Raw genomic sequence first — 24,121 nt, forward strand, 5'->3', positions numbered from 1 at the left:
CGAGTATAAGTTAACCATTCACATTTGTTAACTAAGCATTCATATTAATGCCCGTGATTCTCAATGGTTAAACTACGGTAAAATAAGGTGGTTACTCGCTCTTTGGGTAACCAGTTGGCGTATTCAAGCTCAAGCGCCCCGAGTGGGTCTGCCGCCAATACTGACTCGAGGTCTTGATGCTCATCAATCGCAGCCACCATCAGTGATTTCGCTTTGCTGAGCAACTGATAATATCTCTGCAGCCCTGCTTTATTGCTCATAGGCCCGTGCCCTGGGATCACCTGAGTGGAGTCATCTATTTGTGTCATCACTTGCTCAACCGCAGCTAAGATGCCGTCCACACTGCCTCCGCTATCCACATCAACAAAAGGCAAGCTACCTAAATTAAAGTAGATATCGCCCATATGCACGACATTGGCGGTATCGAAAAAAATCACCGCATCGCCATCGGTATGCGCATGGGCAAAGTGTACCGCTCTAGCATGCTCGCCGTTAAAATGTAATGTTAAGTCTTGGCCAAAGCTTAGCTTGGGTAAGTACTGTGAACCCTCACCATGCTTTTGCTGCAAACGCTTATGAACATTGTGGTGGGCAATCACATGGGCACCAGATTGGGCAAACACTTCGTTGCCGCCGGTATGGTCACCATGGTGATGGGTATTGATCACAAACTCAGGCGCATTCGGGTTGAGATTTTTCAGCGCTGCTTTTATTTTTGGGCCTAACTTGGCAAATTGGTCATCAATGATGTAGGTGCCATCTTTACCTACGTGCGCGGCTATGTTGCCTCCTTGCCCGAAAAGAACATGAATGTGTTCGCTCAATTGCTGAGTTTTTATTTCTACTTCTTCAGCTTGAAGTGAGACGCTCATGGTAGTCGCCACCACTGCCGCTGTAAATAACGAGGGTAATTTCATTGTTTTTCCTGTTGATGGTGTTGTTATTACTGTAGAGAACGCAATTGTCTGCAGTTTAGTTCATATTCGCGCTTTTGGCGGCGTCACTTTGTGACGGTAACAGTACCCGATGACTTGTTAACAACTATCAATAGCTATATAAATCATATAGTTGCCAGCCTAACAAAATTACCCTTATGCACTATACTCAATAGTCATACGATTTTTCATCGGCAGTAGGTCGTCCATTGCAGAAGCTACCCAGCAATACACACTCAGCTGAAGGCATTTTTGAGCAGGTTGAAGAGCTCAAGTTTAAGATTATTGTACGCGTTGCTATCTTCGCTGCCGCGATTCACGCCGCTTTGATCCCCGGCTTTTATGTCATCGGCGCGACTCCTTTAGCGATTTTGAACATATTTAGTACCTTAAGCTGGCTACTCGGAATTTGGTTAATTAAAAATAACCGACAAAGTTGGGGGTTAAGGGTGGTCAGCGTTGAGGTAGTGGTACATTCAATTGCCGCCTGTGCCTTTATGGGCACGGAAACGGGCTTTCAGTTTTATCTATGGAGTGTCTCATGTATTTTAATGGTTGATTATAAAATGCGAATGGGTAGTGCAGTGGGCTTCAGCCTGACCTTGATCGCTATATTTGCTGCCATATACATTTTGTTCTCCGGTGTTGCCTATCCCTATGCGTATGGTGAGTTTTTACGCTATATCGAGGTCGCTAATATTCTTGTCGCCGGAGTGCCGATGATTTATACCCTTGCACTGATCCGCCGTATCACTTTAGAACAACGCTCTACGCTCGCAGATATGGCAGCCAAAGATTTTCTTACCGGATTATATAATCGACGCTTTGCCAAAGAGCTTATGTTGAAGTTACACAATCGCTGCAGCACAGCAGAGCAACCCATGTGTGTCGCTATCGGCGATATCGATTATTTTAAGCAGATTAACGACCAATATGGCCACGAAGTCGGTGACAAAGTGCTGGTAGCACTGTCGCAAACATTACTTGAACACACTCGCGCCAGCGATGTTGTCGCGCGCTGGGGAGGGGAAGAATTTATTATTGCCCTGCCCAATATTGATATTGATACCGCCTCGGCAAGGATAGAATCTATCCGCAGTGCCATCAAAACCATGGACGCACGGCAGGTGAGCCCCGAATTGTCATTGACTATGAGCTTTGGTCTTAGTCAGTGGCAACCACAGCAGAGCGTGGAGGACGTTATCAACGTCGCTGATGACGCTTTGTATCGCAGTAAATCCAACGGTCGTGACCAAACGACCTTAGCGGCGTCAGCGCCAGTGACACTGACACAAGTCACCTAATCAGCAGCCCGAAATTCAATGCGATGCAAGGGCTCGCCAGGTAATAAAGACGTCGCTTGATGCTCAGCAAACTGCTGATAACCCGCCCGATAAAACGAAGACAACGGATGTGCCGATTGACCACCAGGAATAGCTAAAATAGCGTGTTCCAAACGCCCCGGTTGCGCAATAAATCGCTGTGAAGCGCCAAATTCTGGGCGCTGCACTGCGGGCATAAAGCTATCACCAAACCCGGGGGTAATTGGCATATCCAGCCATGAGCTCAGCAACGGTATCTGTTTGCTAAACGGATGCTTGAGCGCTAACGCATTCACTTTGCCCCATTGCCATTGCTGCATATCATCGCCAAATTTGTCACGCAAACGCTGAGTCGCGAGCGCGAAGCTGCGCATCAGTAAGCTCTGTTTATCGCCCAACTGCCAGCGCTGAGGCTGCGCCAAAAGCTGCCAGGTGGCGGGCTCAAGGTTGCGTTTGATAGGCCCTAGAGACAAAGACTCTTGTGCTAGCGCCGACTCAATATCGGCAAACACGGTGTCCATCACTGCGCTGCGGAAGTAGCGAACTAAGGTATAGCCAATGGAATCAGTGCATGCACAGCCCCGCCAATTGCGAACCGCCTCTAAGTGTGGGGAGTTAGGTTCGCTCTGCAAAGTCGTCACCAATAGCGCCTGCCATTTGCCTAAAAAGCGCGCTTCGTTATCAAGTTGCAGGTCAAGGAATGCCTGCTCATCAAACTGTTCACGTGCAGCGAGACGGTCGCGGATTTGTTGCTGGCGCGCTCCTAGCGCATAGCCACCATCACCAAAGCGCTGATGCTGCTGTGCTGACATAACACGCGCATTGGCGGTCCAAATGCGCCCCTGTTTAGGGTTCATCACGCGTGGTCGCTGCGGCTCATTACTAAACCAAGCTTGTTCAAATTGCTGCTCGGTGATGGCGGTATCACTAGGTTGAGTGCGTGCTGCAATAGCGCCCATGGGCTGCCAGCCTAGCTGGCCTTGGGCATCAACAACCACTAGATTTTGCACCGGCATACCGGCTGTATTCGCTAACTGAAAGGCTTCGGTGACCGTTTGGGTGGTGGCGAGTTCAGCTAAATCAAGGTTCAAGGCATAATCGTAATGGCCCACCCAACTAAGCGCGTAGCGCTGACCACCGACTTCGCGCACCGGGCCATAATCGCTCATGAGTAAGCGATATTGATGCACACTGCCATCATCAAGGGCGATGCTCTCTTGCACCTCGACTAAATCAGCGTCGTCGCTAAGGCGAATCCAATCAGATGTGTCGACGTAGGCATTGGTGAATCCCCACGCAATGTGGTTATTACTGCCAACAACAATGGCGGGCGCACCCGGTAACGATACGCCTGTTACTTGGGTATCGGCAAAATTCAGCTGCGCACGATACCAAATAATGGGCACCGCTAAGCCTAAATGCATGTCATCAGCGACCATAGGTTGGCCGCTTGTGGTTAACTCCCCCGACACAGCCCAATTGTTGCTCCCCACTTCCAAACTAGGAATGATTTCCCGTACCTGAGCATGCTGCGCTGAAGCCGGCAGCAATGGAATCGTCATCTCTGGTGCCAAGAGTTCGCTGTTATCGAGTGCAGATTGATAGGATGAAGGCTGAGTTAAAAACTGTCGCATTGGTGCACCAAACTGCTGCTCGATACGCTCTAGCACCATGTCACGGGCAAAAGTACCGGCTTGCAAATCGAGGTACATGCTGTAAATCACTAATAAGCTGTCGACTGGCTGCCAAGGCTCAATATCGGCGCCCACTAACAAGTATTCAAAGGTTTTTAAACTCTGCGCCTGCTGGGCATCATTCACGCCTTGGCTATAACGCTGAAGCAATTGCTGTTGTGCCGGTTTAAGCTGAGCATAAATGCGCTTTGAGCGTTGACGCAGTTGATGGAAACGCATTTTCTTATCCAATGGCAAAGCGGCCTCACCAAAAAGCGCACTAAGTTCGCCCGCCGCATTACGCCGCAGTAAATCCATTTGAAAGAAACGGTCTTGCGAATGGGCAAAACCCAGCCCATATGCGGCATCGGCCATTGAGTGAGCATCGACAATGGCCTGCCCTAGCGCATCGCGCTTTATCGTTACCACTTTATCAATGCTCTGACTTTGACCGCGACCATCGAGGCTTGGCAAACTGAGATATAAAATGGCATAAAGGACTGCCGTTACCAGAAGTAGCAAAACAATGACTGCTATCGCTAAGCGCTTAATCCACATCAACATAATCTGTCCATATCGAGTTTATTGTTATTCTGCCCACAGCTAGTGTATGACATTTTTTAAGCTTTGTTCGTGTTAAAGGCAAGTTACCGATATAATAACGGCCATAGTAAAATTTCTTCGCAATCAACTGCGTGTCGCTTTATTGAGAACATTATGACTGAACAGACTTTTATCAAAGGTAAAGACAGAGACTTAGAATCGTCTATCTCTACCATGCAAAACAAACTCGTGGCATTAGATATCAATGTGGAAGAGGCTTTGTGGCTGAACCCGGTGGCTAACTGCTACTCGGTCCACATCCGTGATAAAGACTGTGGGGTGATGTTCACCAATGGTAAAGGGGCTACCGATAAAGCGTGTTTAGCGTCAGCGTTAGGGGAGTATTTTGAGCGTTTAAGCTGCAACTACTTCTTCGCCGATTTTTACTTAGGCGAAGAGTTCGCGAACGCCGAATTCACCCACTACCCCAGTGAAAAGTGGTTTGCCGTTGACGGCGAACAAGTGCCAGAAGGTTTGATGAATGAGCAGCTATGGGACTATTTTGACCCTGAGCGCGAACTCACCCCATCTCACCTTTATGACTTTAACTCCGGCAATACCGAGCGCGGTATTTGTGCGCTGCCATACACCCGTGTGCGCGATGAAGAAATTGCCTACATCCCCGTCAATGTCATCGGCAACATCTTTGTATCTAACGGCATGAGTGCCGGGAACACCAAATACGAAGCTCGCGTGCAAGGCCTTTCAGAAGTGTTTGAGCGCGCCATTAAAAACCAAATTATCGCTGAAGGAATTTGCCTACCCGAAGTACCTGAAGAGGTGGTGAAGCAATATCCGAAGATTCACCAAGCCTGTGAAGAGCTACGCAGCCATGGGTTTCATTTGCGCATCGCCGATGCGTCGTTGGGCGGTAAATACCCGGTTATGAGTGTGACCCTAATCAACCCAGTTGATGGCTCGGTGTTCGCTTCATTCGGAGCTCACCCGTCATTTGAAGTGGCGTTAGAGCGTACCGTTACTGAGCTTCTTCAAGGCCGTCGCCTTGACCAACTCGACGTATTCCAATGCGCCACCTTCGATAACGACGAAGTGGCGTCAGCAGAAAATATCGAATTACATTTTATCGACTCCAGCGGCCTGATCTCCTATGACTTCTTCCGTGACCAAGCTGATTTTGACTTTGTGCACTGGGATTTCAGCGGCAACACCGAGCAAGAGTACCAATTCTGCACGGATCTGATCCACGACATGGGCTACGACATCTACATCATGGATTACACGCACTTAAACGTGTACGCCTGCCGTATCTTGGTACCCGGTTTATCCGATATTTACCCTGTGGATGAGCTCATCTGGCGCAACAATAATGAGGGCGCTAAATTCCGCCAGGACTTCCTGTCACTGGATCAATACGACGCCGAACAATGGCTGGAAATCTACGACCGCTTAGAAGAAGCAGGACATAGCGATATTATCCGCGCTGCTGAATTTATCGGTGTGGTGACTGATGCCGACACGCCTTGGCATACGCTGCGCATCGGCGAGCTGAAAGCGCATCTATGCCTTGCCGCACAAAGCGAGGAAGCCATTGATTGGGTCGAGTGGATTCTGCATACCGATCAAATTAGCCCAGAGCGGATTCGCTTCTTCCGCTGCTTAAAAGCGGTCTTGGAAATCAAATATGACGAACAACGAGCTTACAGCACTTATCAAAGCTCATTGGCGCTGATGTTTGGTGCTGACAATGTTGAACTCGCGATTGAAATAGCAGAAGCGCGGATACAATTCCACGGGCTTAGCTTCCCAGGCTTAGCACTTGAGGGCTTCAAAAAGCACCACGCACTACTCGATGGCTACCGCAAACTGCACAGAGCAAAAGCGCAGTTTTGGGATCGCCAAGTAAGCGATAGCTAAACTCTTTTGATGATGCGCCCAAAGCCTGGGCGCATTGTTCCTATGCCCGAAAAATCAGCACCTTAGCTGATATATTAATTAGACAAGCCTCGCTACTGCACTATAGTTTAAGGTGTTGTTCAACCACCGACTATCTGCAGCCATGCCACCAGCTTCGAAAAGCCGCTTTTATGCCATTGCCTTTTACGGCCTAATAGCCCTCACCCTAGCTGTGGCTGTATTTCTCGATCACCTCAATTATCAAAAAGCTGAACAACAATATCGCCAAGATGTGCGGGAAGTAGCACAAAGTTATCGCAGCCGATTACAGGCACTGATGACTGCCAACATTCAACTTGTACGCGGATTAATACCGGCCATCGCTGCCCAGCCCAACCTCAACCAACAACAATTCAGTGTCATTGCACAAAGCTTGTTTACCAGTTCTAAAGAACTGCGCACCATAGGTGCAGCACCGGATATGGTTATTCGAATGACCTACCCTCTCAAGGGTAATGAGGGGGCCATTGGCCTCGATTATATGGCCACCCCCAGTCAACGTGATGCAGCCTTGGCCGCTAAAGAAGGTGGAGAAATAGTCATTGATGCCCCCGTTAATTTAGTGCAGGGCGGTGTTGGCATTATTGCTCGACTGCCCATTTATCTGCAGCAGCCGAAACAAGAGTTTTGGGGGCTGATATCGGTCGTGCTCGACGCCAACAAGGTCTATAGCAATGGCGGACTCGTGCAATTACAAGAACAATTCAATGTCGCCTTGTATAAGCGTAATCCTGATAAACACATGTTTGGCGATACCGCTATTCGCTATAGCGACCCCATTGAACTATCGATTAGTCTACCTAATGATACTTGGTATTTGGCAGTCCAACCGCAAACGGGCTGGCAACCTCCGTGGGAGAGCTTTGGCTATGCGCGCATCGCGATTGTTTTAACCACCTTGTTAGTGGTACTGTTTTTAGCTTGGCTTCGAGCCTTATTCTTAAAACTCATGGTCAATGAGCAGCGTCTTCAAGCGTTATTCGACCTTTTTCCGCTAGGTATCGCGTTATGTGATGCCAAAACGGGCCGCTATATCAATGCTAATAAAGCCTTACTTAATTCGCTCGATACCCACTTACAACAGCTAAAACAACAACACTTCGCCAACACTCTGCGCTTCAACGAGCGCACAGTACCGGCCTTAGATCAATTGCGCCATGGTCAACATATTGTTGCGGGAGAAGCTCTTTGGCAAAACAACAGTACCTTCCCGGTGAATGTGAATGGGGTGCAATTTACCAATGCTCAGGGTGAACCTTTTGTGTGGCTACTCATTGAAGATTTGCGCGAAAAGAAGGCGACACAAGCAGAAATACTTGAAAAGAGTCAGCGCCTAGCATTGATCGTTGAAAATATCGGTGTTGGAACCTGGGATTGGCAAGTACAAAGCGGCGAAGTGACGTTTAACGAGCGTTGGGCGCAAATCATTGGTTATGAGCTCGAAGAGCTCACCCCCATCAATATTGATACTTGGCTCAATCACACCCACCCTGATGACTTAAAAGAATCAGGACTACGTTTGGAGCAACACTGGCAGGGACACAGTGAACAGTATGTATGTGAAGCCCGAATGCGTCATAAACTAGGCCATTGGGTGTGGGTTCTGGATACCGGCCGAGTCATTGAATGGTGCGACGATGGTCGACCAAAACGTATGATTGGCACGCACTTAGATATTAGCTCACAAAAGTCGACTGAGGCGGCACTGCGCCATGCTAAGCAAGAGATCGAGCGCTTCTTTGAGCTCAGCGCTAACTTTATGGCTATTCTCAACGTACATGGCTTTTTCGAGCGCGCCAACTCACGCATATACCGGGGCTTGGGCTTTACAGCCAGTGAAATACTTGCCAAGCCGCTGCTCGACTTTGTCGCCTGTGATGATAAAGAGCGCGTACAACAACAATTTGATAAGTTGGGCCAGCAGGACAATGAAACTCAATTTGATTGCTACTTGCGCACCCACTCACACAAACAGCTGCTATGCCGTATTAACTTGGCTCTGGATCAAGAGAATAGCAAGATTTATATGGTTGCTAGCGACATCACTGAGCAGCAACGAATCAGCAAGCAGCTGTTGACGCATAAACAAATGCTCGAAACAATGAGTACCCAGGCACGCATTGGCGCATGGGAGCTGAATAACGATACTAACCGCGCGTTCTGGTCCAAAGTGAACCGCGAGATTCATGGCGTCGATGACAGCTACCTGATCACCGCAGATAATCTTTTTCACTTTTTCACACCCAGTTCCCAATCACAGTTAAATACGCTCATTAGTCGCACTATCAATGACCGTCAGCCGTTTTGTACTGAGCTACAGATAGTCACAGCTCAAGGTGCTAAAAAGTGGGTACGCGTGCGCGGTGAGGCGGAGTTCGACCAGCAACGCTGTATTCGCATCTTTGGCTCTACCCAAGATATAGATGGCGAAAAGCGCGGCCAGCTCGCGCAACAGCAATTAGCACAACGTAATAGCGCTTTAGCAGGGCTCACGGTCGATGACGCGATTCTCAATGGTGATTTAGACGCGGCTAAACACATTATCACCCGCATGGTCAGCCGCACCTTAAACACCCATAGGGTCAGTATCTGGTTGTTTGACGATGCCCACCAAAAAATGCATTTACTGTCGCTGTACGAGCAAGAGAAAAACAGCCATAGCGAGAGCGGTGTATTAGTCGGTGAGCAATACCCAACTTACTTTAGCGCGATACAAAAGCGAGCGGTATTAAGCATCAGTGATGCTCACAACGATCCGCTGACCAGGGAGTTTTTACAGGACTATCTGCAGCCGCTCAATATTCATGCGCTTCTCGACTGTGCCATCCCGGGGCGCCATGGCATGGTCGGCGTGGTGTGCGCAGAACAGCTTCATGAGCCGCGTGTATGGAGTGAGAATGATGAAAACTTTCTTATTGCTATCGCCAATATCATCGGTGGTGTCTATGCCAACCACGAAAGACAACTAACGGAAATTGCCCTTCGCAACGCGAAAAATAAAGCTGAGCATGCGGCGCTCGTAAAAAGTGAGTTTCTTGCCAGTATGAGTCATGAAATACGTACGCCGATGAATGGCGTATTGGGCATGTTAGAGCTACTGGATCACAGCACATTAAATGACTCGCAGCATCATCACCTGCAACTAGCCCGCTCTTCTGCCAACACCTTGTTAAGTATTATCAACGACATATTGGATTTTTCTAAAATTGAAGCGGGCAAGGTAGAAATTGAACATATAAGTTTTGATATTCACCAAGTGTTGTCACAGGTTGTTGAGTCGCTAGCCTTGAAAGCACAGCAACAAAACAACCGTTTATATCTGGATGCGCATCAGCTACCACAGCAAATAGTTGAGGGTGATCCCAACCGCTTGCGACAAGTGCTGGCCAACTTATTATCGAATGCGATTAAATTTACCGAAGACGGTGAGATAACGATTACCGCAACACTCGATGAGCATGGGGTATTTACCTGCAGTGTCCAAGACACCGGTATTGGTATCTCTAAACAAGCTCAAGCGCAATTATTTGATGCCTTTACCCAGGCTGACAGCTCCACCACTCGGCGCTTTGGCGGCACCGGTTTAGGTCTTGCCATTGTCCGTCAGCTATGTCAGCTCATGCATGGCGATGTCAGTGTGAAAAGCACTGTGGATCAAGGCAGTACATTTACGTTCTTCATTCAACTGGAAGCTAATGAGCAATCTACCATCACTCAACACCTGGTGGGTGAGCACGTGGCTATTTTCTGTCATGACCGCCAAGAGAGTACCCTCGCTCGGCAACACTGTGAGTTGATGGGAGCAAAGGTCACCTGCTTTACGGATGGCAATGACTTGCTTGAGCATTTGGCTAACCAAAGCGTCGAGCGCCTCATTATCGATGCCGAACCGCTATTAAAAAATACCCTCGAGTTACAGCATCGACTGAAAAGCACGCTTAGCGAACAATGTCAGCTGTTGGTCTTAGCGAATATGGAGCAAACTAATGAAGTCAGCGAGCAATTGGAATTTGAACACTTCCGATTGGCGTTTCATCCATTAACTAGCTTTGATATTTTCAGCGGTTATACGCGCTCAGAAGAGACTGGTGCGCAGCAGCTCTCAGAGACTATTAACTGTTTGCTTGTAGAAGATAATCAGGTCAATCAAATTGTTACCTCATCCTTATTGGACAAACACGGTTGCAACTACGAAATTGCCAATGATGGACAACAAGCGATAACACGCTTGCAACAGTGTCCTTCGGGGTATTTTGATGTGGTGCTGATGGATTGCCAAATGCCCATTCTTGATGGCTACCAAGCAGCCACTCAAATCCGCCAAGGCAAGGCCGGAGAGCAACATCAAAACATTGCGATTATTGCCCTGACCGCCAACGCAATGGAGGGCGACAAGGAAAAATGTTTGCAATCGGGTATGAACGATTATTTGAGTAAGCCCCTTAAGCCAGACGCGCTCTACGAGAAGCTGACCATCTGGGCACATATGGCACCGCCGTGTGAATAGCGCGAAGCAAAATAGCAAGCCCGAGGTCGGCGCTTTAATTTTTTTGTAAATGCTTACATAATAGCTGCTTACCATCTTGCTCAAGCGGGGGAATTATGCGAGCCGAAATCGTTGCCGAAATGAAAGTGCAACCTAGCATTGATGTCCAACAAGAAGTTACTCGTCGGGTGTCATTTTTAAAACACAAGCTTCAACAAGCCCACTGCCGCACCTTGGTGCTTGGCATCAGTGGCGGTGTTGATTCCTCTACTTGCGGCCGTCTTTGCCAGCTTGCCATTGAAGAGCTCAACGCCGATCACGATACTGAACAATATCAGTTCATTGCCGTGCGCTTACCTTATGGTGTGCAAGCCGACGAGGATGAGGCGCAGCTGGCGCTCGATTTTATTCAACCCAGTCAGCGTGTTACCGTGAATATCAAACCCGCTACCGACCATATGCATGAACAGGTGCTAAGCAGCCTCGCTGGCAGTGATTTAAGTTTACCCGCACAAAGCCATATTGATTTCGTTAAGGGCAATGTCAAAGCGCGCCAGCGCATGATTGCCCAGTATGAGCTAGCGGGTCTACATCAAGGTTTAGTCGTTGGCACCGATCATAGCGCGGAGAACATTACCGGGTTTTATACTAAGTTTGGGGATGGTGCGTGCGATCTAGCGCCGCTGTTTGGCTTATCTAAACGCCAAGTACGCGCCCTTGCTCAACACCTCGGAGCGCCTGACGCCTTAGTTACCAAGGCACCGACCGCCGACTTAGAGTGCGATCGCCCCGGCCTCACAGACGAAGAAGCGCTGGGCTTGAGTTATGACCAAATCGACGACTTCCTTGAGGCGAAACCCTTAAGTGCAGAAATAGAGCAACGCATAATCGCCATATATCAGCGCACTCAGCATAAGCGCCAACCGATTCCGACCATTTACGATTAGTGCACATAGCCCATGTCAGTACATGGGCTATGACTACAACAAAACTAACCTCAGGCGTAATTGATCGACCGCTCTCGCCCATGCGTAAACACTGCAATCCTTTTGTCATTTGTTTATAGTAAGAGCAGTTCACGCTTAAACTGAAGAAGTTATGTCCTTTCCAATTTTAATAACCGGGGCCGGACAACGTATAGGTCTTGCCCTTGCCCAGCATTTTGTAGCTGAGCAGCACGATGTCATTATTACCTACCGTACTCGGCACAATGCAGTAGATGAGTTAGCGGCGCAAGGTGTTACTTGTATTCAAGCAGATTTTAGTGACGATGAAAGCATTATTCACTTTATCAATGAGTTACGAGTACATACGCCAAAGTTACGCGCTATTATTCATAACGCATCAAGTTGGGATAGTGAGAGTAAAAACGACGACTACGCAGCCTTGTTCGATAATATGATGCGTATTCATGCCAAGGTACCTTACCTTATCAACCAACATTGCCAAGACATGCTCGAGCACAGCGATGGCTATGGCGACATTATTCATTTAACCGACTTTGTGGTCGAGACAGGCAGTGCCAAACATCTTGCCTACGCAGCCAGCAAAGCGGCATTGGATAATTTAACTAAGTCATTTGCAGCCAAGTACGCACCACATATCAAAGTGAACGCTGTTGCCCCTTCGCTGATTATTTTTAACGAGGGCGACAGTGAACAGTATAAACACAAGACATTACAAAAATCCCTCATGGGCATTGAACCTGGGTGTCGAGAAATTATTAATGCTGTCGAGCTTCTGCTAACCAGCGACTATATAACCGGACGCAGCTTAGCCGTTGATGGCGGCCGTCATCTAAAGTAATTGAGAACATTATGCACGACGAATTAAAACAAAGTTACCAACAATTAATCTCCGCCGTTGGCGAAGACCCTCAACGCGAAGGCCTACTAGATACCCCCAAGCGTGCAGCCAAAGCCATGGAGTACCTAACTCAAGGCTACCGTCAGACATTAGCAGAAATCACCAATAATGCGGTGTTTACCTCTGATGCTGATGACATGGTTCTGATCCAAGATATAGAGCTTTACTCAATGTGTGAACATCACCTGTTACCCTTTGTCGGCAAAGCACATATTGCTTACATTCCCGAAGGGAAAGTCTTAGGGCTTTCGAAGTTTGCCCGTATCGTTGATATGTTTGCCCGTCGCTTCCAGATCCAAGAGCAATTGACTCATCAAATCGCTCAAGCAGTTGAAGAAGTCACTGGCGCCAAAGGCGTTGGCGTGATCGTTGAAGCTAAGCACATGTGTATGATGATGCGTGGGGTCGAAAAGCAAAACTCTAAAATGCGTACGTCAGTTATGCTTGGTAATTTCCGCACTGATCCGAAAACGCGCAATGAATTCCTGCAGCTAGTGAAGAATTAGGACACACCATGACCAACGCCATTATCAATGTTACTAATCTCCGGCTAAGAACCTATATTGGGTTCAACCCCGAAGAACGGGAAAAAAAGCAAGATGTTGTGATTAATATCGAGATCCACTATCCGGCAGATAAGGCGTGTACCAGTGATGAGGTGCAAGAAGCACTCAACTATAAGACCGTCACCAAGGAAGTGATCGCACTGGTAGAGCAAGGACAGTTTTTACTTTTAGAAAAGCTAGTCGCGGATATCTTAGCGCTCTGCCACCAGCACCCTAGTGTGCATTACGCTAAAGTACGGGTGGACAAGCCACATGCGTTGCGATTTGCAGACTCTGTATCGTTGACCTTGGATTGGCACGCTTAGCTGTCTAGCTATGATTAAGCACTCGCATTAATTGGCGAGTGCTTCCCCCCCGCCATACAATGACTGTATGCCAAGAGCCATCAATATAACCACCCAATACCGCACGCCTTTACCGATACTGACAATAGCAACAAACAGCCAAAACCGGACCCGAAAGATACCACCTATCACGGTGAGTGGATCGCCAATCACCGGCAACCATGCGAAAAATAGGCTATACACACCGTAACGATGAAAACGGCGTGTCGCTTTTTCCATCGCTGCGGCTGAGACCGGAAACCATTTTTTGTGCTGAAAGCGTGTAACTTGGGTCCCCAAGGCATAATTGACACAGCTACCAAGAACATTCCCAAGTGTTGCAAACAACCATAACAACACTAGGTGATAGCCCCCTTGCGTCACCATCGCAGTAAGTACCAATTCCGATGAGCTAGGTAGGAGCGTTGCCGACACAAAGGCGGTTAAAAATAAACTAAAATAGGCCAGCAAAACGCTCCTGTATTGCTACTTTGTATGTCTAATACTTATAAAAACTTAATACACAGCGGATACTTAAACTCTTTGCCTTCGTAGGCTTTGATGCTAGCAATAATCACCATTACGAACGAGAAAATGGCGACTAAAGGCAGTAGCACAACCCCAATAGCCACAAAAATAAGTAAGAAGCAGACGATGAAAGCAATAAGCATCGTTAGCTGAAAGTTCAATGACGCGCGGCCATGACGGTCAACCACTTCCATCTCATCTTTTTTCACCAACCAGACAATCAACGGGCCAATGATAGATCCAAATGGCACTATAAAACCCGCGAGTGCGGCTAAGTGACACAGCATCGCCATGGTTTTCTCATCATTGCTTTGCTTGTTGTTATTGTTTGCCGGTGGCGGGGTGTCATTCTTCTCTGGTAATACGGGTTCCATATTCTCTCCTGCTTTATGGGTTTGGTATTCAGATTCGCAGGTTTTCTTGCTTGTGTCTAGATACCCGCTCAGTATTAATAACAAACCAGGTGCGTATAGGTTGGCTCTGTGAGGACAGCCTAAGCATTGGTATTACGGCGTATTAGCGCTAGACTAGGGCTCTTGTAATATCATCGTCGGAGTTAACGTGGGTACTGAAGTTGTTAATATTTTAACCATGGCAAAGGTCATTCAAACAGCCGTCGCTCCGGTATTTCTAATCACAGGGATTGCGGCCACCCTTGGGGTACTATCAAACCGCTTGGCGCGGATCACCGACCGTGCTCGTGCCTTGGAGAGAAAACTAAAAATCAGCAGCGATGAAGAGTTTAATCGCTCACTAGCAACTGAGCTGCGCGCCCTGTTAAAGCGTGCGCGTTGTATTCATATCGCTTTTAGTTTCAGTGTACTCAGCGCTACCTTAGTGAGTGCAGTCGTTATGCTGTTGTTTATGGCAAATATCCAAGCCATTAACCTTGGTACTGCTATTGCTGGGTGTTTTATGGTCGCGATGCTGCTGCTTATATTGGCATTTATCGCGTTATTAGGAGAAGTCTTTTTAGCGACTAGAAGTATGCGCAGGGGCATGATATTCGCAGACATTGATCTCGGAGAATAACCACAATTGCACATACCTTCAGCGTTTAGTAGGACTTATTAGTCATTGCAGCGATTATTAGCACACTTGCTCTTGTGTTCACTGCCCTGCTTAGGTAAAAAGAAGGTTGTTTTACGAAAAGGGGCAAATGGAATGAAACTAAAAACATTATTGGCGGCGACTCTGATCGCCACATCGGGTTCAGCACTAGCAAACTCCGTGTTCGAGAAGCCGGAAGATGCGATTGAGTATCGGCAGTCGGTCTTTTCATTGATCCGGGTGCAAATTGGTGACATGGGCGATATGCTTAAGGGTAAGGTTCCTTTTGACGCGGCACGCTTTCAACAACGCGCAGATAACGCTGCAGCGCTATCACAAATGCCTTGGGAAGCGTTCACTGCGGGCTCAGATCAGGGTAATACCGATGCCTTAGCAGCCATCTGGGAAGACAAGGCCACCTTTGATAAAAAAGCCAACTCCTTTGCGCAATATGCCCAAGAACTTGCTGTTGCTGCTAAAAGTGGTGATAAAAAGCAAATCGCTCCTGCTTTTAAAAACTGGGCGAAAGGCTGTAAAGATTGCCACAAGTCATTTAAAGACTAAACAAACCCGCTCATGGCGGTATCAACCAGTATGAAGCTCAAGCTGATTACCATGTTGGAACACCTATAAAAAACGGCGCCTTCAGGCGCCGTTTTTATGTCCATAGCTCAACGAACTAGCTGCGACGACGACGCAACCACATAAGTGGTGCCATCAGTAGCGCTAGCCACCCTAATGAGCCCGAGCTAGTGCTCTTCTTCACAGGAACTTGAGGCTGTGGTTCTGGTTGCTCAGATGCTTCATCAGCTAGGTTAGTGACATTGACCATCACCGTTGCCGTGTTAGAAATATTGCCGCTGGTATCTGTGGCAACAACTTCAAACATTACCTGTTCAAGGCCACTGTCGTAATCAAGCTGTTCGGCATTGGCCACAACGACCTCACCATCGCTGTTGATATCAACGGCGGTCGAGCTTGAGCTCACAACAATAAACTCTGAAATAGCGCCAGCAAAGGTCGCATTTCGCTCAGCGGTAAGTGTACCAATAACCGTACCTTGTTCGGTGTTTTCATCTACCGAGAACTGCGCATCGGCCAAACTAGGCGCCACTTGCATATCATTGCGCGGTGAGGTGACAACGGCTTTGGCACCATTGGTAGATAGAATAGTGAAGTTAGCATCAGCAAATAAGAACTGTGCACTTTCCCCAGGAGCAATACTCTGTACTTCATCACCCTGAGCATCTACTGCCATTGCCACAATTTGTGCAGGTGCGAAGTTATAGTTACCTTGAGCAGTATCAACGGCGTTACTGCCACCTGTTGGGAAATTATCAGGTGCGGTTCTGAAACGTACCGTAGCATTGACATTGCCCAAGTCCGCCGCAGTCAGACCATAATCACCAATACAGTTTTGCAGTGTTACGTAGTTAGTCGCACTGTCGAAGTACAAGTTGCTCAGATTACCGCTTAGTTGACCATAAGGCGTTGTAAAGGTAATAGGTGTAGGTGTCGCGCCGCCAAACAGTGAGTAGTTTAGCGAGTGGGCTGTGACATCCCAGCGGCCATCACCATCCATATCAAAATCTGCGGCGAAGCCACCCATATCAGCGTGGGCTACAGGCTGGTCAACAACCAAAGTTGTAAATACGCCATATCCTGATTCACAGAACGAGGCTGGTACAGCCAATGTCTCGACACTGCCAGCTACAATATCTAAACGACCACCATCACCCACTGTGTCTGTTACTGTATTTTCAACAATCACCGGTGTGAGCTCCGCAGCACCTTGGTTGTGCAATGTATAAACGACACCTTGCTCACCTTTTTCGGCGCTGATCACAGGTTTTGCCGCTGCACGTGGAAGTACATGATAAACCAAGTGCAAGGCCTGTTCACCGCCTTCACTAAAGACCAACGCACCATCTAGCTCTGAGTCAGTCAGCAACTCAGTCGCTGCTAAGGTGTCAATATTGCTGCCACTTAGCTGCCACTCTGGCAATGTTGTGGGGTCAATAGTCATTGCCACTTCAAACTCGACGGATTGGCCCGCCGGAATAGTCACTGAGGTGGGATACTCAGCCATTAAGCTGCCGCGTTCAACATCATCTGCAAAACGCTGCTCTAAACTGAGCTCATATGTCTTAGCACTGCTTGAAAAGTTTTTAACTACCACGGTTTTAGTCATCGTGGTTGTTTCACTTAAGCTTTGCAGCCCGAATGACAGCGCAGCTTGATGCGTGTCTTTTGCCCAAGCCGCTACCGGCAGGTTCGCAGCCTTTTCTACGTCAACCAAACCAGAGCCAATGGCGCTAATCGGTGCCATTGCAGCGTTCTCATCTAGCGCACGTGGGGTGACGGTAACATCAAGGTTTGCTGCGTTCATCAAGGTTGCTTTAAGTTCCATCGCGTTGCGCTCTGGTAAAGCCTCTTTAAGCATACTGATAGCACCAGCAGTAATTGGGCCTGAGAATGACGTGCCTGTTGCTCCTGAAAGCCCTGTTCCTGTGCCAGGCTCGGCGGTCATGATATTAACACCGGGGGCAGTGATCTCAGGTTTTAATAGGCCGCTGACCGAAGGTCCACGAGAGGTGAAATCGGCCATTGCACCAGGTGTTGCCACTAACTCAGAGGAAATATTGAAACTAGCGCCGCCTTTCAATTGCGCCCCAGTGGCAAAAGTAACCCCCACTGATGGAATACTCACTGCTTCGTCAAATCCGCCCATAGGCGCAGGCGTGCCATCATCAACGTTATTGGCGATAATAACAAAAGCAGCACCATTAGTTTGGGCAGCCAGTACTTTATCAGTGAAGTTACAGCCACCACGGTCCACCACTACAGCCTTGCCTGTAAAATCAACACCTTCAGCAAAAGGCTCACAAGCGGTTTGGTTGGCATCTGGATAAACCAGCTCAATGTCATCGCTGCTAAAGCTGAACGCACCTGGGCCAAAATTGGCGCCCTGAATAACAGCTTCTTCGCCTGCCACTGTGCCTTCAGCCACACGAGTCTCATCCGTTGGGTGAGTCATGGCTCCCACAGAAAGTGCATTTTCAGTGGTGCTTGGGCCACCAACGATAAATGGATATGCACCATCGTTGCCGGCAGAGATAACCACACTTGTACCTAACTTGGCGGCGCGATTAATAAATAGGCCTACCGCATCTTCCGCAAGGTCACCGTAGTCGCCACCTAAAGACATGTTAACTACATCGACGCGGTCTTCAATATCCATGTCGCCATTGGGGTCCATCGCTGATTCTAGCGCCAGTAATTGTGCAAGCCCTGGACAACCACCGCCACACACTGAATACACAAACAATTCTACATTAGGTGCAATCCCCGTTACCGAGTGTGAAACATGTGTACCGTGACTTGTTCCGAAGTCAATCGGATCGGCATCATTATTAAAGTAGTCATAGCCACCTTTAACAATACCTTGCGGCCAAGTTACCGTCGTTGGATCAGCAGTGGCTGCGTCATAAGCTGCTTGCGTACCCTCACCACCAAATACTGCGTGGGTATAATCAATGCCAGTATCAAGCACTGCCACTCGAACTCCTTCACCAGTCGCGATTTGGCTCTCAACTAAGGGCGTTGCTTTGATGTAATCAGCGCTATCAGCCACATTAAGCTCGTAGTCGTAAACCGGGTAGATTTCTTTCACATCCTCGTGTGCCAGCACTTTTCTCACTTCAGACTCATCGCCGTTAACGACAAGCGCATTAACCAGCTTAGTGGTGCGTGTGATCACATTGAGATTTAAATCGGCGCTTTGGATATTACTTAATACACGCTCTTGCGCTTGCGAGATTTGCGCACTTTGCGTGGCTTGCTGATCTTTGCTTACTGAAAACATCGGCTCACTGTTAAGCTCAATAAGCCAAGATACAGCACGTTTGTTCTGTTTTTTAATGTCGCCAAGTTGGCGCTCAATTTTGCTTTGATGCTGCGGTGTAAAAATTTTATTCTGTGGTTCTAGTTCTGAAGCTGCGACTTGAGTGCTAAGCAAGGCAGACGACACGCCCAGTGCTAATGCACTCAATTTGAGTTTATTTGAAGCCATAATTTTCCTCTGAAAGACATCATTATTGTTGTTGTTCAATTGCAACTATAATGAAAACAAAAAGAGGAGCAAGATTAAATTAATGTAAAATTATTATAAGTAAGTTGGAAAGCGGGCTATGCCCGCTCAATGGGTCACCATGAATATGTAACAAAGTATGTTTTAAATAAGACTTACGAGTGGCTCGTAACCCCAAGTACATAACAACGCAGCCAGTATAGCTGCAAAAACGACGAACGCGGGCCAAGCAGGTTTGACTACCGCTGTTTCTTGTAATGCATTATTGCGACCGGTGATCATCGCTGGTACCAGTCTTTTACCTTTCAATGCATAAATCACAATAGCAGCAATATGCAAAGCAATGGCGGCTAGGATAAAGTCAAAGTTTTGATGGTGCACGGACGAGGCCCACTCAACCCAATCGTAAGATACATATTGGACTAAAGGACCATCGGTAAGAATGTCGTCTGTGGTCATCAATCCGCTGAGCAGTTGCACCAATAACAGTGCAAAAAATAGCAACACCATATAGCTGCCCGCCGCATTATGCCCGGCCACTTGTTCGCTTTGTTTGAGCGCCCTAAACACGGCTTTGGGTGAGTGTAATAACTTGCGCAAACGAGCACTTTCGCTACCAAAAAGCCCCCATAACAAGCGAGTTGCAAGCAATGCTAAGGTAATGTAGGCGAGCACAAAGTGTAACTCCATCGCGCCCTCCTCCGCAGAGAAATAGAGGCCAGCAATACACAGCACTAAACTCCAATGAAAAAAGCGTATAAACCCATCCCAAACTTTCATTTTTGACTCCTTAACTTGGCAATATTGCGATTATGCCAAACTCTGTGTCATGCTGCGTGCTTGATCGTAAAAAACTTTGCTTATGTCTGCTGTTACAAACGCTAAAAACCGAATCCGCTTACATCGACTGGCCTTTATCAAAGGTCAGCTCGATATGTTACCGTTAAACTTAGCGGTTTTACCTTGGGGGCTATTGTGTGGCTCGTTAGCGATGCAAAACGGCTTCAGCGCCTGGGAAACACAATTGATGTCGTTGTTGGTCTTTGCCGGCTCGGCGCAACTGGTGGCCATCGAGCTTATCGCTGATCATACGCCACTGCTGACACTGCTGTTTACGACCTTCATTATTAGCTCTCGCCACTTTCTCTATGGTCTGGCAGTACGCCAAAAGGTGATTAGCCAACCGCTGCGCTGGCGCTTGCCCGTCAGCTTCGTGTTAACCGACGAGCTATTCGCCTTTTCCCACCACCGCAAGGCATATCAAACGAAAACACGCCTTATTTATGCGCTCAGCGCTGGCTTTAGCTTTTATGTGGCCTGGAATATATGGACTCTATTGGGCATCTTGGCAGGCCAACTATTACCCGATTTAACCAATTTAGGCTTAGACTTTGCCATCGCCACTACTTTTATTGCCTTGGTTGTGCCCACCATAAAAAACAAAGCAACCTTAGCCTGCGTGGTGATCACCGGGATTTGCGCCGCCACTTTCAAAGCTTGGGGACTGGAACTCTGGTTGGTACTTAGCGCCCTAAGTGGTATGACGGTGGGCTACGTGGTCAGTAAGGGTAACCAATGATACTGACGACCATAGTGCTTATGGCATGTATCACCTTTGCCAGTCGTTACCTGTTTTTACATCGCGCCTTACCCTTTCGGGTCGGGCCCAAATTACAGCGCTTTTTAAGCTTCAGTGCGCCGGCGGTACTGACCGCTATTTGGGTGCCCATTGTCCTCCTTCCTGAGGGGCAGTGGCATATTAGTTATCGCAATCCTTATTTACTGGCCGCCGTACTGGCCATTATTGTTGCTTATCGCAGTAAAAGCATCTATCTCACTACCTTAGTAGGGATGGCTGCTTATTTTCTGCTGCGCTGAAAAACAAAAAAGGGGCTTTCGCCCCTTCCTAACTTTACTCGTTGAGGTAATCGTCAAAATCATCGTAGCCGAGATTTTTCCGCAGCTTACGCTGCTCTAGATAATCATCAAGCTTCTTTTTGACCTTGCGCTTACGACGGTCATGTTGGTTACGCCCCATCGCTTCGTATTCATCTTCAACAAATTCGTCATCTAACGCATCATAGGAATATGTTTTACCCACAATACACTCCAGTTAATTACAATCATTGTGCGCGGCTCAAGCTTAGCTTCACCACGACCAAGAGCCTACGCCCTTAAAATGAATAAATAGCTGCAAATGGCAAAACTGGAAAGTGAGATTTTTTTATCGTTTCAACAAATATCTTTTATTGACGATGATCATCAATGTGCGACTTTCACTAACACCTTATTGAAAACGACTAAAAGTTAGCTTTTTTTTAAATCTCTAGCAAAAGCCAGCTCACTATAAATTCATAACCTATTGTTTATTATGGAATAATAATTTTGGCACCGAATTTGTAATGTATCTCTCGTAACAACAATCAACGGGAATAAAGACAATGAAAACGACAGCAGCCCTTCTTTTTGCATCCATGACGGTAACCACAAGCGCACTGGCACACGAGCAAAAGCCAGATAACCTCTCATTTGGTTCACAACAGTGCGATATTGAGTTTAAAAGTGATATTCGTATCAACCCTGAACGCATACAAATCACCAATGTCGATAATCAACACATGGTGTACGATGGTCAGCAGCTGCTCGTTGATGGTGAAGTTATGCCTCTGACTGCAGCTCAGCAGCAAGCACTGGATAATTACTCTCAGCAACTACGTAGTTACGTCCCTGAAGTTGCTCAGATTGCCCTTGATGGCGTGAAAATAGCCGGTGTGGCCATTGAAGAAGTGAGTGCAGCGTTTGGCATTGAGCATAATGACGCGTTGCAGCAGGTCGTGGATAATATTGGCAATAATATCGAGCATAGCTTTTATCAAAATGGCGAGTTTGTGATGGGCAAACAAAGCTTTGATGAGCTAGGTGAAGATATTGAGCAACAATTCGATGAAAACTTTGAACAAGCCGTTGAACAGGCAATGGTGCAATCAATAGGCAGCGTGCTGATGGCCTTGGGTTCGCAAATGGTCAGCTCAGGTGGCGACATGGACGAGTTCGAGCAGCGCATGGAAAGAATGGGTGAGCAAATTGAACAGCGTGTTGAGCTTCAAGCTGCCAATATCGAGCAGCGCGCAGATGCCCTTTGCCATTCATTTTCAGAGTTGGCAGAGCAAGAGGCCCAACTGGTGAGCATGGTCCCAGAACTAAGTGACTTCCAGCTTTTAATTACTAAATAGTCGGAATAATCACCCCTTTCGCACTTGCTGGCAGAGCGCTCCCAACCGCGCTACTGCCACTTCCACTTTATCGCTCCAAGGAATACCATAACTCAGGCGCACACATTGACGGTATTTATCGGTAGCGCTAAATATTGAGCCCGGTGTAATGCTGATCCCCGCGTCCAACGCCAAATGAAAAAGTTCAATCACATCGTATTGGCTTGGTAACTGCAGCCACAATACACAGCCGCCCTTGGGATTAGTCATCCGCGTTTTTTCCGGAAAATGCTGTAACACCAGCGCCCGCATGCGCTCCTTGTTCAAGGCTAGGCGCTGGCGTAGTGTACGTAAGTTTTTGTCGTAATCGCCACTACTCATAAATTCGTACAGGGTCCACTGATTCATCAATGATGATGAACAGCTAATCGCCCGTTTTAAGCGTCGCGCTTGCGCTGCATACTTACCAGCAATCATCCACCCTACGCGATAACTCGGCGCCGCTGTTTTAGACAGCGACGAGCAGGTGATCACTTGCCCTTTGCGAGAAAAGTATTGCGCCGGTTTGGCATGACTATGTTCATACGCCAATTCACCATACACATCATCCTCAATAAGCACCGCCCCTCGTTCCTCAATCATGCGCACCAGTTGCTGGCGGCGCTCATCGGACATTTGCGAGCCTAAGGGGTTGCTAATTGTAGTAGAGAAAATACAGGCTTTGATGTCGTGCTCTGCGAAGGCACGCGCCAAATCATCTGCACAGACACCTTCTTCCGGGCACATTGGGATCTCTATGGCTTTCAGCCCCAAGCTTTCAATCATCTCAATGATGCCGAAGTAACAGGGCGATTCGATAGCGACAATATCACCCATTTGCGTAACGCATTGCAGCGCAATGTTTAATGCTTCTTGCGCGCCATTGGTAATAACGAGCTCGTCACTATTCACACCGATGGCAAAATCTAAATATCGACCGATGATCTCTTTTTTTAGCGGTGCAAAGCCATCCAGTGGGCCATAGTTAATCGCTTGGTCGCCGGCTGCGTTCATGACCTTGCGCATAGTTCGGCTCAATACTTTATCGGTGGCACTCACCGCCACCGGGTTGGCGATCCCCAGCGGGATCACACCGGGCTGATGTAAACCATCGAAAACCTGTTCAATTAATGCCTGCTTGTTAACTGCCACGGGCGAGCGCGCCAGTCGTGAACGTTTAGGCTGGCTGCACGGGAGCACCGCCGCATTTAAGTAAAACCCAGACTTTTCGCGGGCGCTAACCACCCCTTGACGTTCTAACTCCTGATACGCTTGCTGTACCGTGGGAATGCTAACCGAGAGTTTCTGCGCCATGGCCCGCAGCGAGGGAAGTTTTTCCCCTGCATTTAAGGTGCCGTGTTGCTGCATATCTTTAATCAAGTCGACAACTTGCTGATAAAGATAAACAGCGCGCTGCTTGTTAATCGTCCGCGACATAATCTGTATAGGTATCAAAATCACTTTTCTGTGTATGTACAGTATACAGAATCACTTTAAAATACCACCTTTTACGA

20 protein-coding genes are annotated in these 24,121 nt (G+C 47.8%); 12 read left to right on the plus strand and 8 right to left on the minus strand.

The features are described 5' to 3' along the window. Positions 1-44: 44 nt before the first annotated feature. Positions 45-917, minus strand: coding sequence for an MBL fold metallo-hydrolase (locus tag MHM89_RS16660; RefSeq protein ID WP_239409288.1), 873 nt, complete (start codon positions 915-917; stop codon positions 45-47). Between the two features lie 227 nt (positions 918-1,144). Between MHM89_RS16660 and MHM89_RS16665 the strand changes: the two genes are divergently transcribed. Continuing rightward, positions 1,145-2,239, plus strand: a complete 1,095-nt coding sequence (locus MHM89_RS16665) for a GGDEF domain-containing protein (RefSeq protein WP_022944989.1) — start codon at positions 1,145-1,147, stop codon at positions 2,237-2,239. Here the strand turns inward: MHM89_RS16665 and MHM89_RS16670 are convergent. Beyond that, positions 2,236-4,494: a penicillin acylase family protein gene (locus MHM89_RS16670; RefSeq protein WP_239409289.1), complete on the minus strand. Its 2,259-nt coding sequence runs from the start codon at positions 4,492-4,494 to the stop codon at positions 2,236-2,238. The genes MHM89_RS16665 and MHM89_RS16670 overlap by 4 nt on opposite strands. A 153-nt stretch (positions 4,495-4,647) precedes the next feature. Here MHM89_RS16670 and ycaO point away from each other — a divergent pair, with 153 nt between their 5' ends. The 6 genes from ycaO (at position 4,648) to folX (ending at position 13,670) form a co-directional block, all read left to right on the plus strand. Next, entirely contained in the window at positions 4,648-6,408 is a 1,761-nt protein-coding gene (gene ycaO, locus MHM89_RS16675) for a 30S ribosomal protein S12 methylthiotransferase accessory factor YcaO (protein ID WP_026111117.1), read from the plus strand. A 142-nt stretch (positions 6,409-6,550) separates the two neighbouring features. Next, on the plus strand, positions 6,551-10,954 hold the full coding sequence (locus MHM89_RS16680; protein WP_239409290.1) for a PAS domain-containing protein: 4,404 nt from the start codon (positions 6,551-6,553) through the stop codon (positions 10,952-10,954). 95 nt (positions 10,955-11,049) lie between these two features. Beyond that, complete coding sequence (gene nadE, locus MHM89_RS16685) at positions 11,050-11,880, plus strand: ammonia-dependent NAD(+) synthetase (RefSeq protein WP_151173619.1); 831 nt, start codon at positions 11,050-11,052, stop codon at positions 11,878-11,880. A 151-nt stretch (positions 11,881-12,031) separates the two neighbouring features. Beyond that, positions 12,032-12,739 carry a dihydromonapterin reductase gene (gene folM / locus MHM89_RS16690; protein ID WP_239409291.1) on the plus strand — a complete coding sequence of 236 codons (708 nt, stop codon included), beginning with the start codon at positions 12,032-12,034 and terminating at the stop codon, positions 12,737-12,739. A gap of 11 nt (positions 12,740-12,750) precedes the next feature. Beyond that, positions 12,751-13,305 (plus strand): GTP cyclohydrolase I FolE, encoded by a 555-nt coding sequence (folE, locus tag MHM89_RS16695; RefSeq protein ID WP_239409292.1) that lies wholly within the window; start codon positions 12,751-12,753, stop codon positions 13,303-13,305. Positions 13,306-13,313: 8 nt separating this feature from the next. Then, entirely contained in the window at positions 13,314-13,670 is a 357-nt protein-coding gene (gene folX, locus MHM89_RS16700) for a dihydroneopterin triphosphate 2'-epimerase (RefSeq protein ID WP_022944982.1), read from the plus strand. Positions 13,671-13,697: 27 nt separating this feature from the next. On the opposite strand, the gene MHM89_RS16705 is transcribed toward folX, so the two are convergent. Next, the gene (locus MHM89_RS16705; RefSeq protein ID WP_026111116.1) at positions 13,698-14,156 is read right to left on the minus strand and encodes a YqaA family protein; all 459 of its coding nucleotides are present in this window, start codon (positions 14,154-14,156) and stop codon (positions 13,698-13,700) included. Between the two features lie 38 nt (positions 14,157-14,194). Next, complete coding sequence (locus tag MHM89_RS16710; protein WP_045979475.1) at positions 14,195-14,509, minus strand: DUF4870 domain-containing protein; 315 nt, start codon at positions 14,507-14,509, stop codon at positions 14,195-14,197. Positions 14,510-14,777: 268 nt separating this feature from the next. Between MHM89_RS16710 and MHM89_RS16715 the strand changes: the two genes are divergently transcribed. Continuing rightward, complete coding sequence (locus MHM89_RS16715; protein WP_022944979.1) at positions 14,778-15,248, plus strand: DUF2721 domain-containing protein; 471 nt, start codon at positions 14,778-14,780, stop codon at positions 15,246-15,248. A 132-nt stretch (positions 15,249-15,380) separates the two neighbouring features. Beyond that, positions 15,381-15,830 carry a cytochrome c gene (locus tag MHM89_RS16720; protein WP_045979403.1) on the plus strand — a complete coding sequence of 150 codons (450 nt, stop codon included), beginning with the start codon at positions 15,381-15,383 and terminating at the stop codon, positions 15,828-15,830. A gap of 115 nt (positions 15,831-15,945) precedes the next feature. Here the strand turns inward: MHM89_RS16720 and MHM89_RS16725 are convergent, their stop codons facing one another. Together MHM89_RS16725 and MHM89_RS16730 are read right to left on the minus strand one after the other, a co-directional pair. Next, positions 15,946-19,338 carry a S8 family serine peptidase gene (locus MHM89_RS16725; protein WP_239409293.1) on the minus strand — a complete coding sequence of 1,131 codons (3,393 nt, stop codon included), beginning with the start codon at positions 19,336-19,338 and terminating at the stop codon, positions 15,946-15,948. A gap of 162 nt (positions 19,339-19,500) precedes the next feature. Then, positions 19,501-20,136, minus strand: coding sequence for a cytochrome b/b6 domain-containing protein (locus MHM89_RS16730; protein WP_235419992.1), 636 nt, complete (start codon positions 20,134-20,136; stop codon positions 19,501-19,503). A gap of 112 nt (positions 20,137-20,248) precedes the next feature. Between MHM89_RS16730 and MHM89_RS16735 the strand changes: the two genes are divergently transcribed. After that, positions 20,249-20,935, plus strand: a complete 687-nt coding sequence (locus MHM89_RS16735; protein ID WP_239409361.1) for an AzlC family ABC transporter permease — start codon at positions 20,249-20,251, stop codon at positions 20,933-20,935. Continuing rightward, positions 20,935-21,234 carry an AzlD domain-containing protein gene (locus MHM89_RS16740; RefSeq protein ID WP_026111113.1) on the plus strand — a complete coding sequence of 100 codons (300 nt, stop codon included), beginning with the start codon at positions 20,935-20,937 and terminating at the stop codon, positions 21,232-21,234. Before MHM89_RS16735 ends, MHM89_RS16740 begins: the two co-directional genes overlap by 1 nt. A 34-nt stretch (positions 21,235-21,268) precedes the next feature. On the opposite strand, the gene MHM89_RS16745 is transcribed toward MHM89_RS16740, so the two are convergent. Next, entirely contained in the window at positions 21,269-21,457 is a 189-nt protein-coding gene (locus tag MHM89_RS16745; protein ID WP_022944972.1) for a hypothetical protein, read from the minus strand. Positions 21,458-21,797: 340 nt separating this feature from the next. Here MHM89_RS16745 and MHM89_RS16750 point away from each other — a divergent pair, with 340 nt between their 5' ends. Further along, entirely contained in the window at positions 21,798-22,589 is a 792-nt protein-coding gene (locus MHM89_RS16750; protein ID WP_045979407.1) for a YggN family protein, read from the plus strand. A 9-nt stretch (positions 22,590-22,598) separates the two neighbouring features. On the opposite strand, the gene MHM89_RS16755 is transcribed toward MHM89_RS16750, so the two are convergent. After that, positions 22,599-24,044, minus strand: coding sequence for a PLP-dependent aminotransferase family protein (locus tag MHM89_RS16755; RefSeq protein WP_045979408.1), 1,446 nt, complete (start codon positions 24,042-24,044; stop codon positions 22,599-22,601). Positions 24,045-24,121: the final 77 nt, after the last annotated feature.

Origin of the sequence: Pseudoalteromonas sp. CNC9-20 (assembly GCF_022347875.1) — a bacterium.
Taxonomy (GTDB): Bacteria; Pseudomonadota; Gammaproteobacteria; order Enterobacterales; family Alteromonadaceae; genus Pseudoalteromonas; species Pseudoalteromonas ruthenica.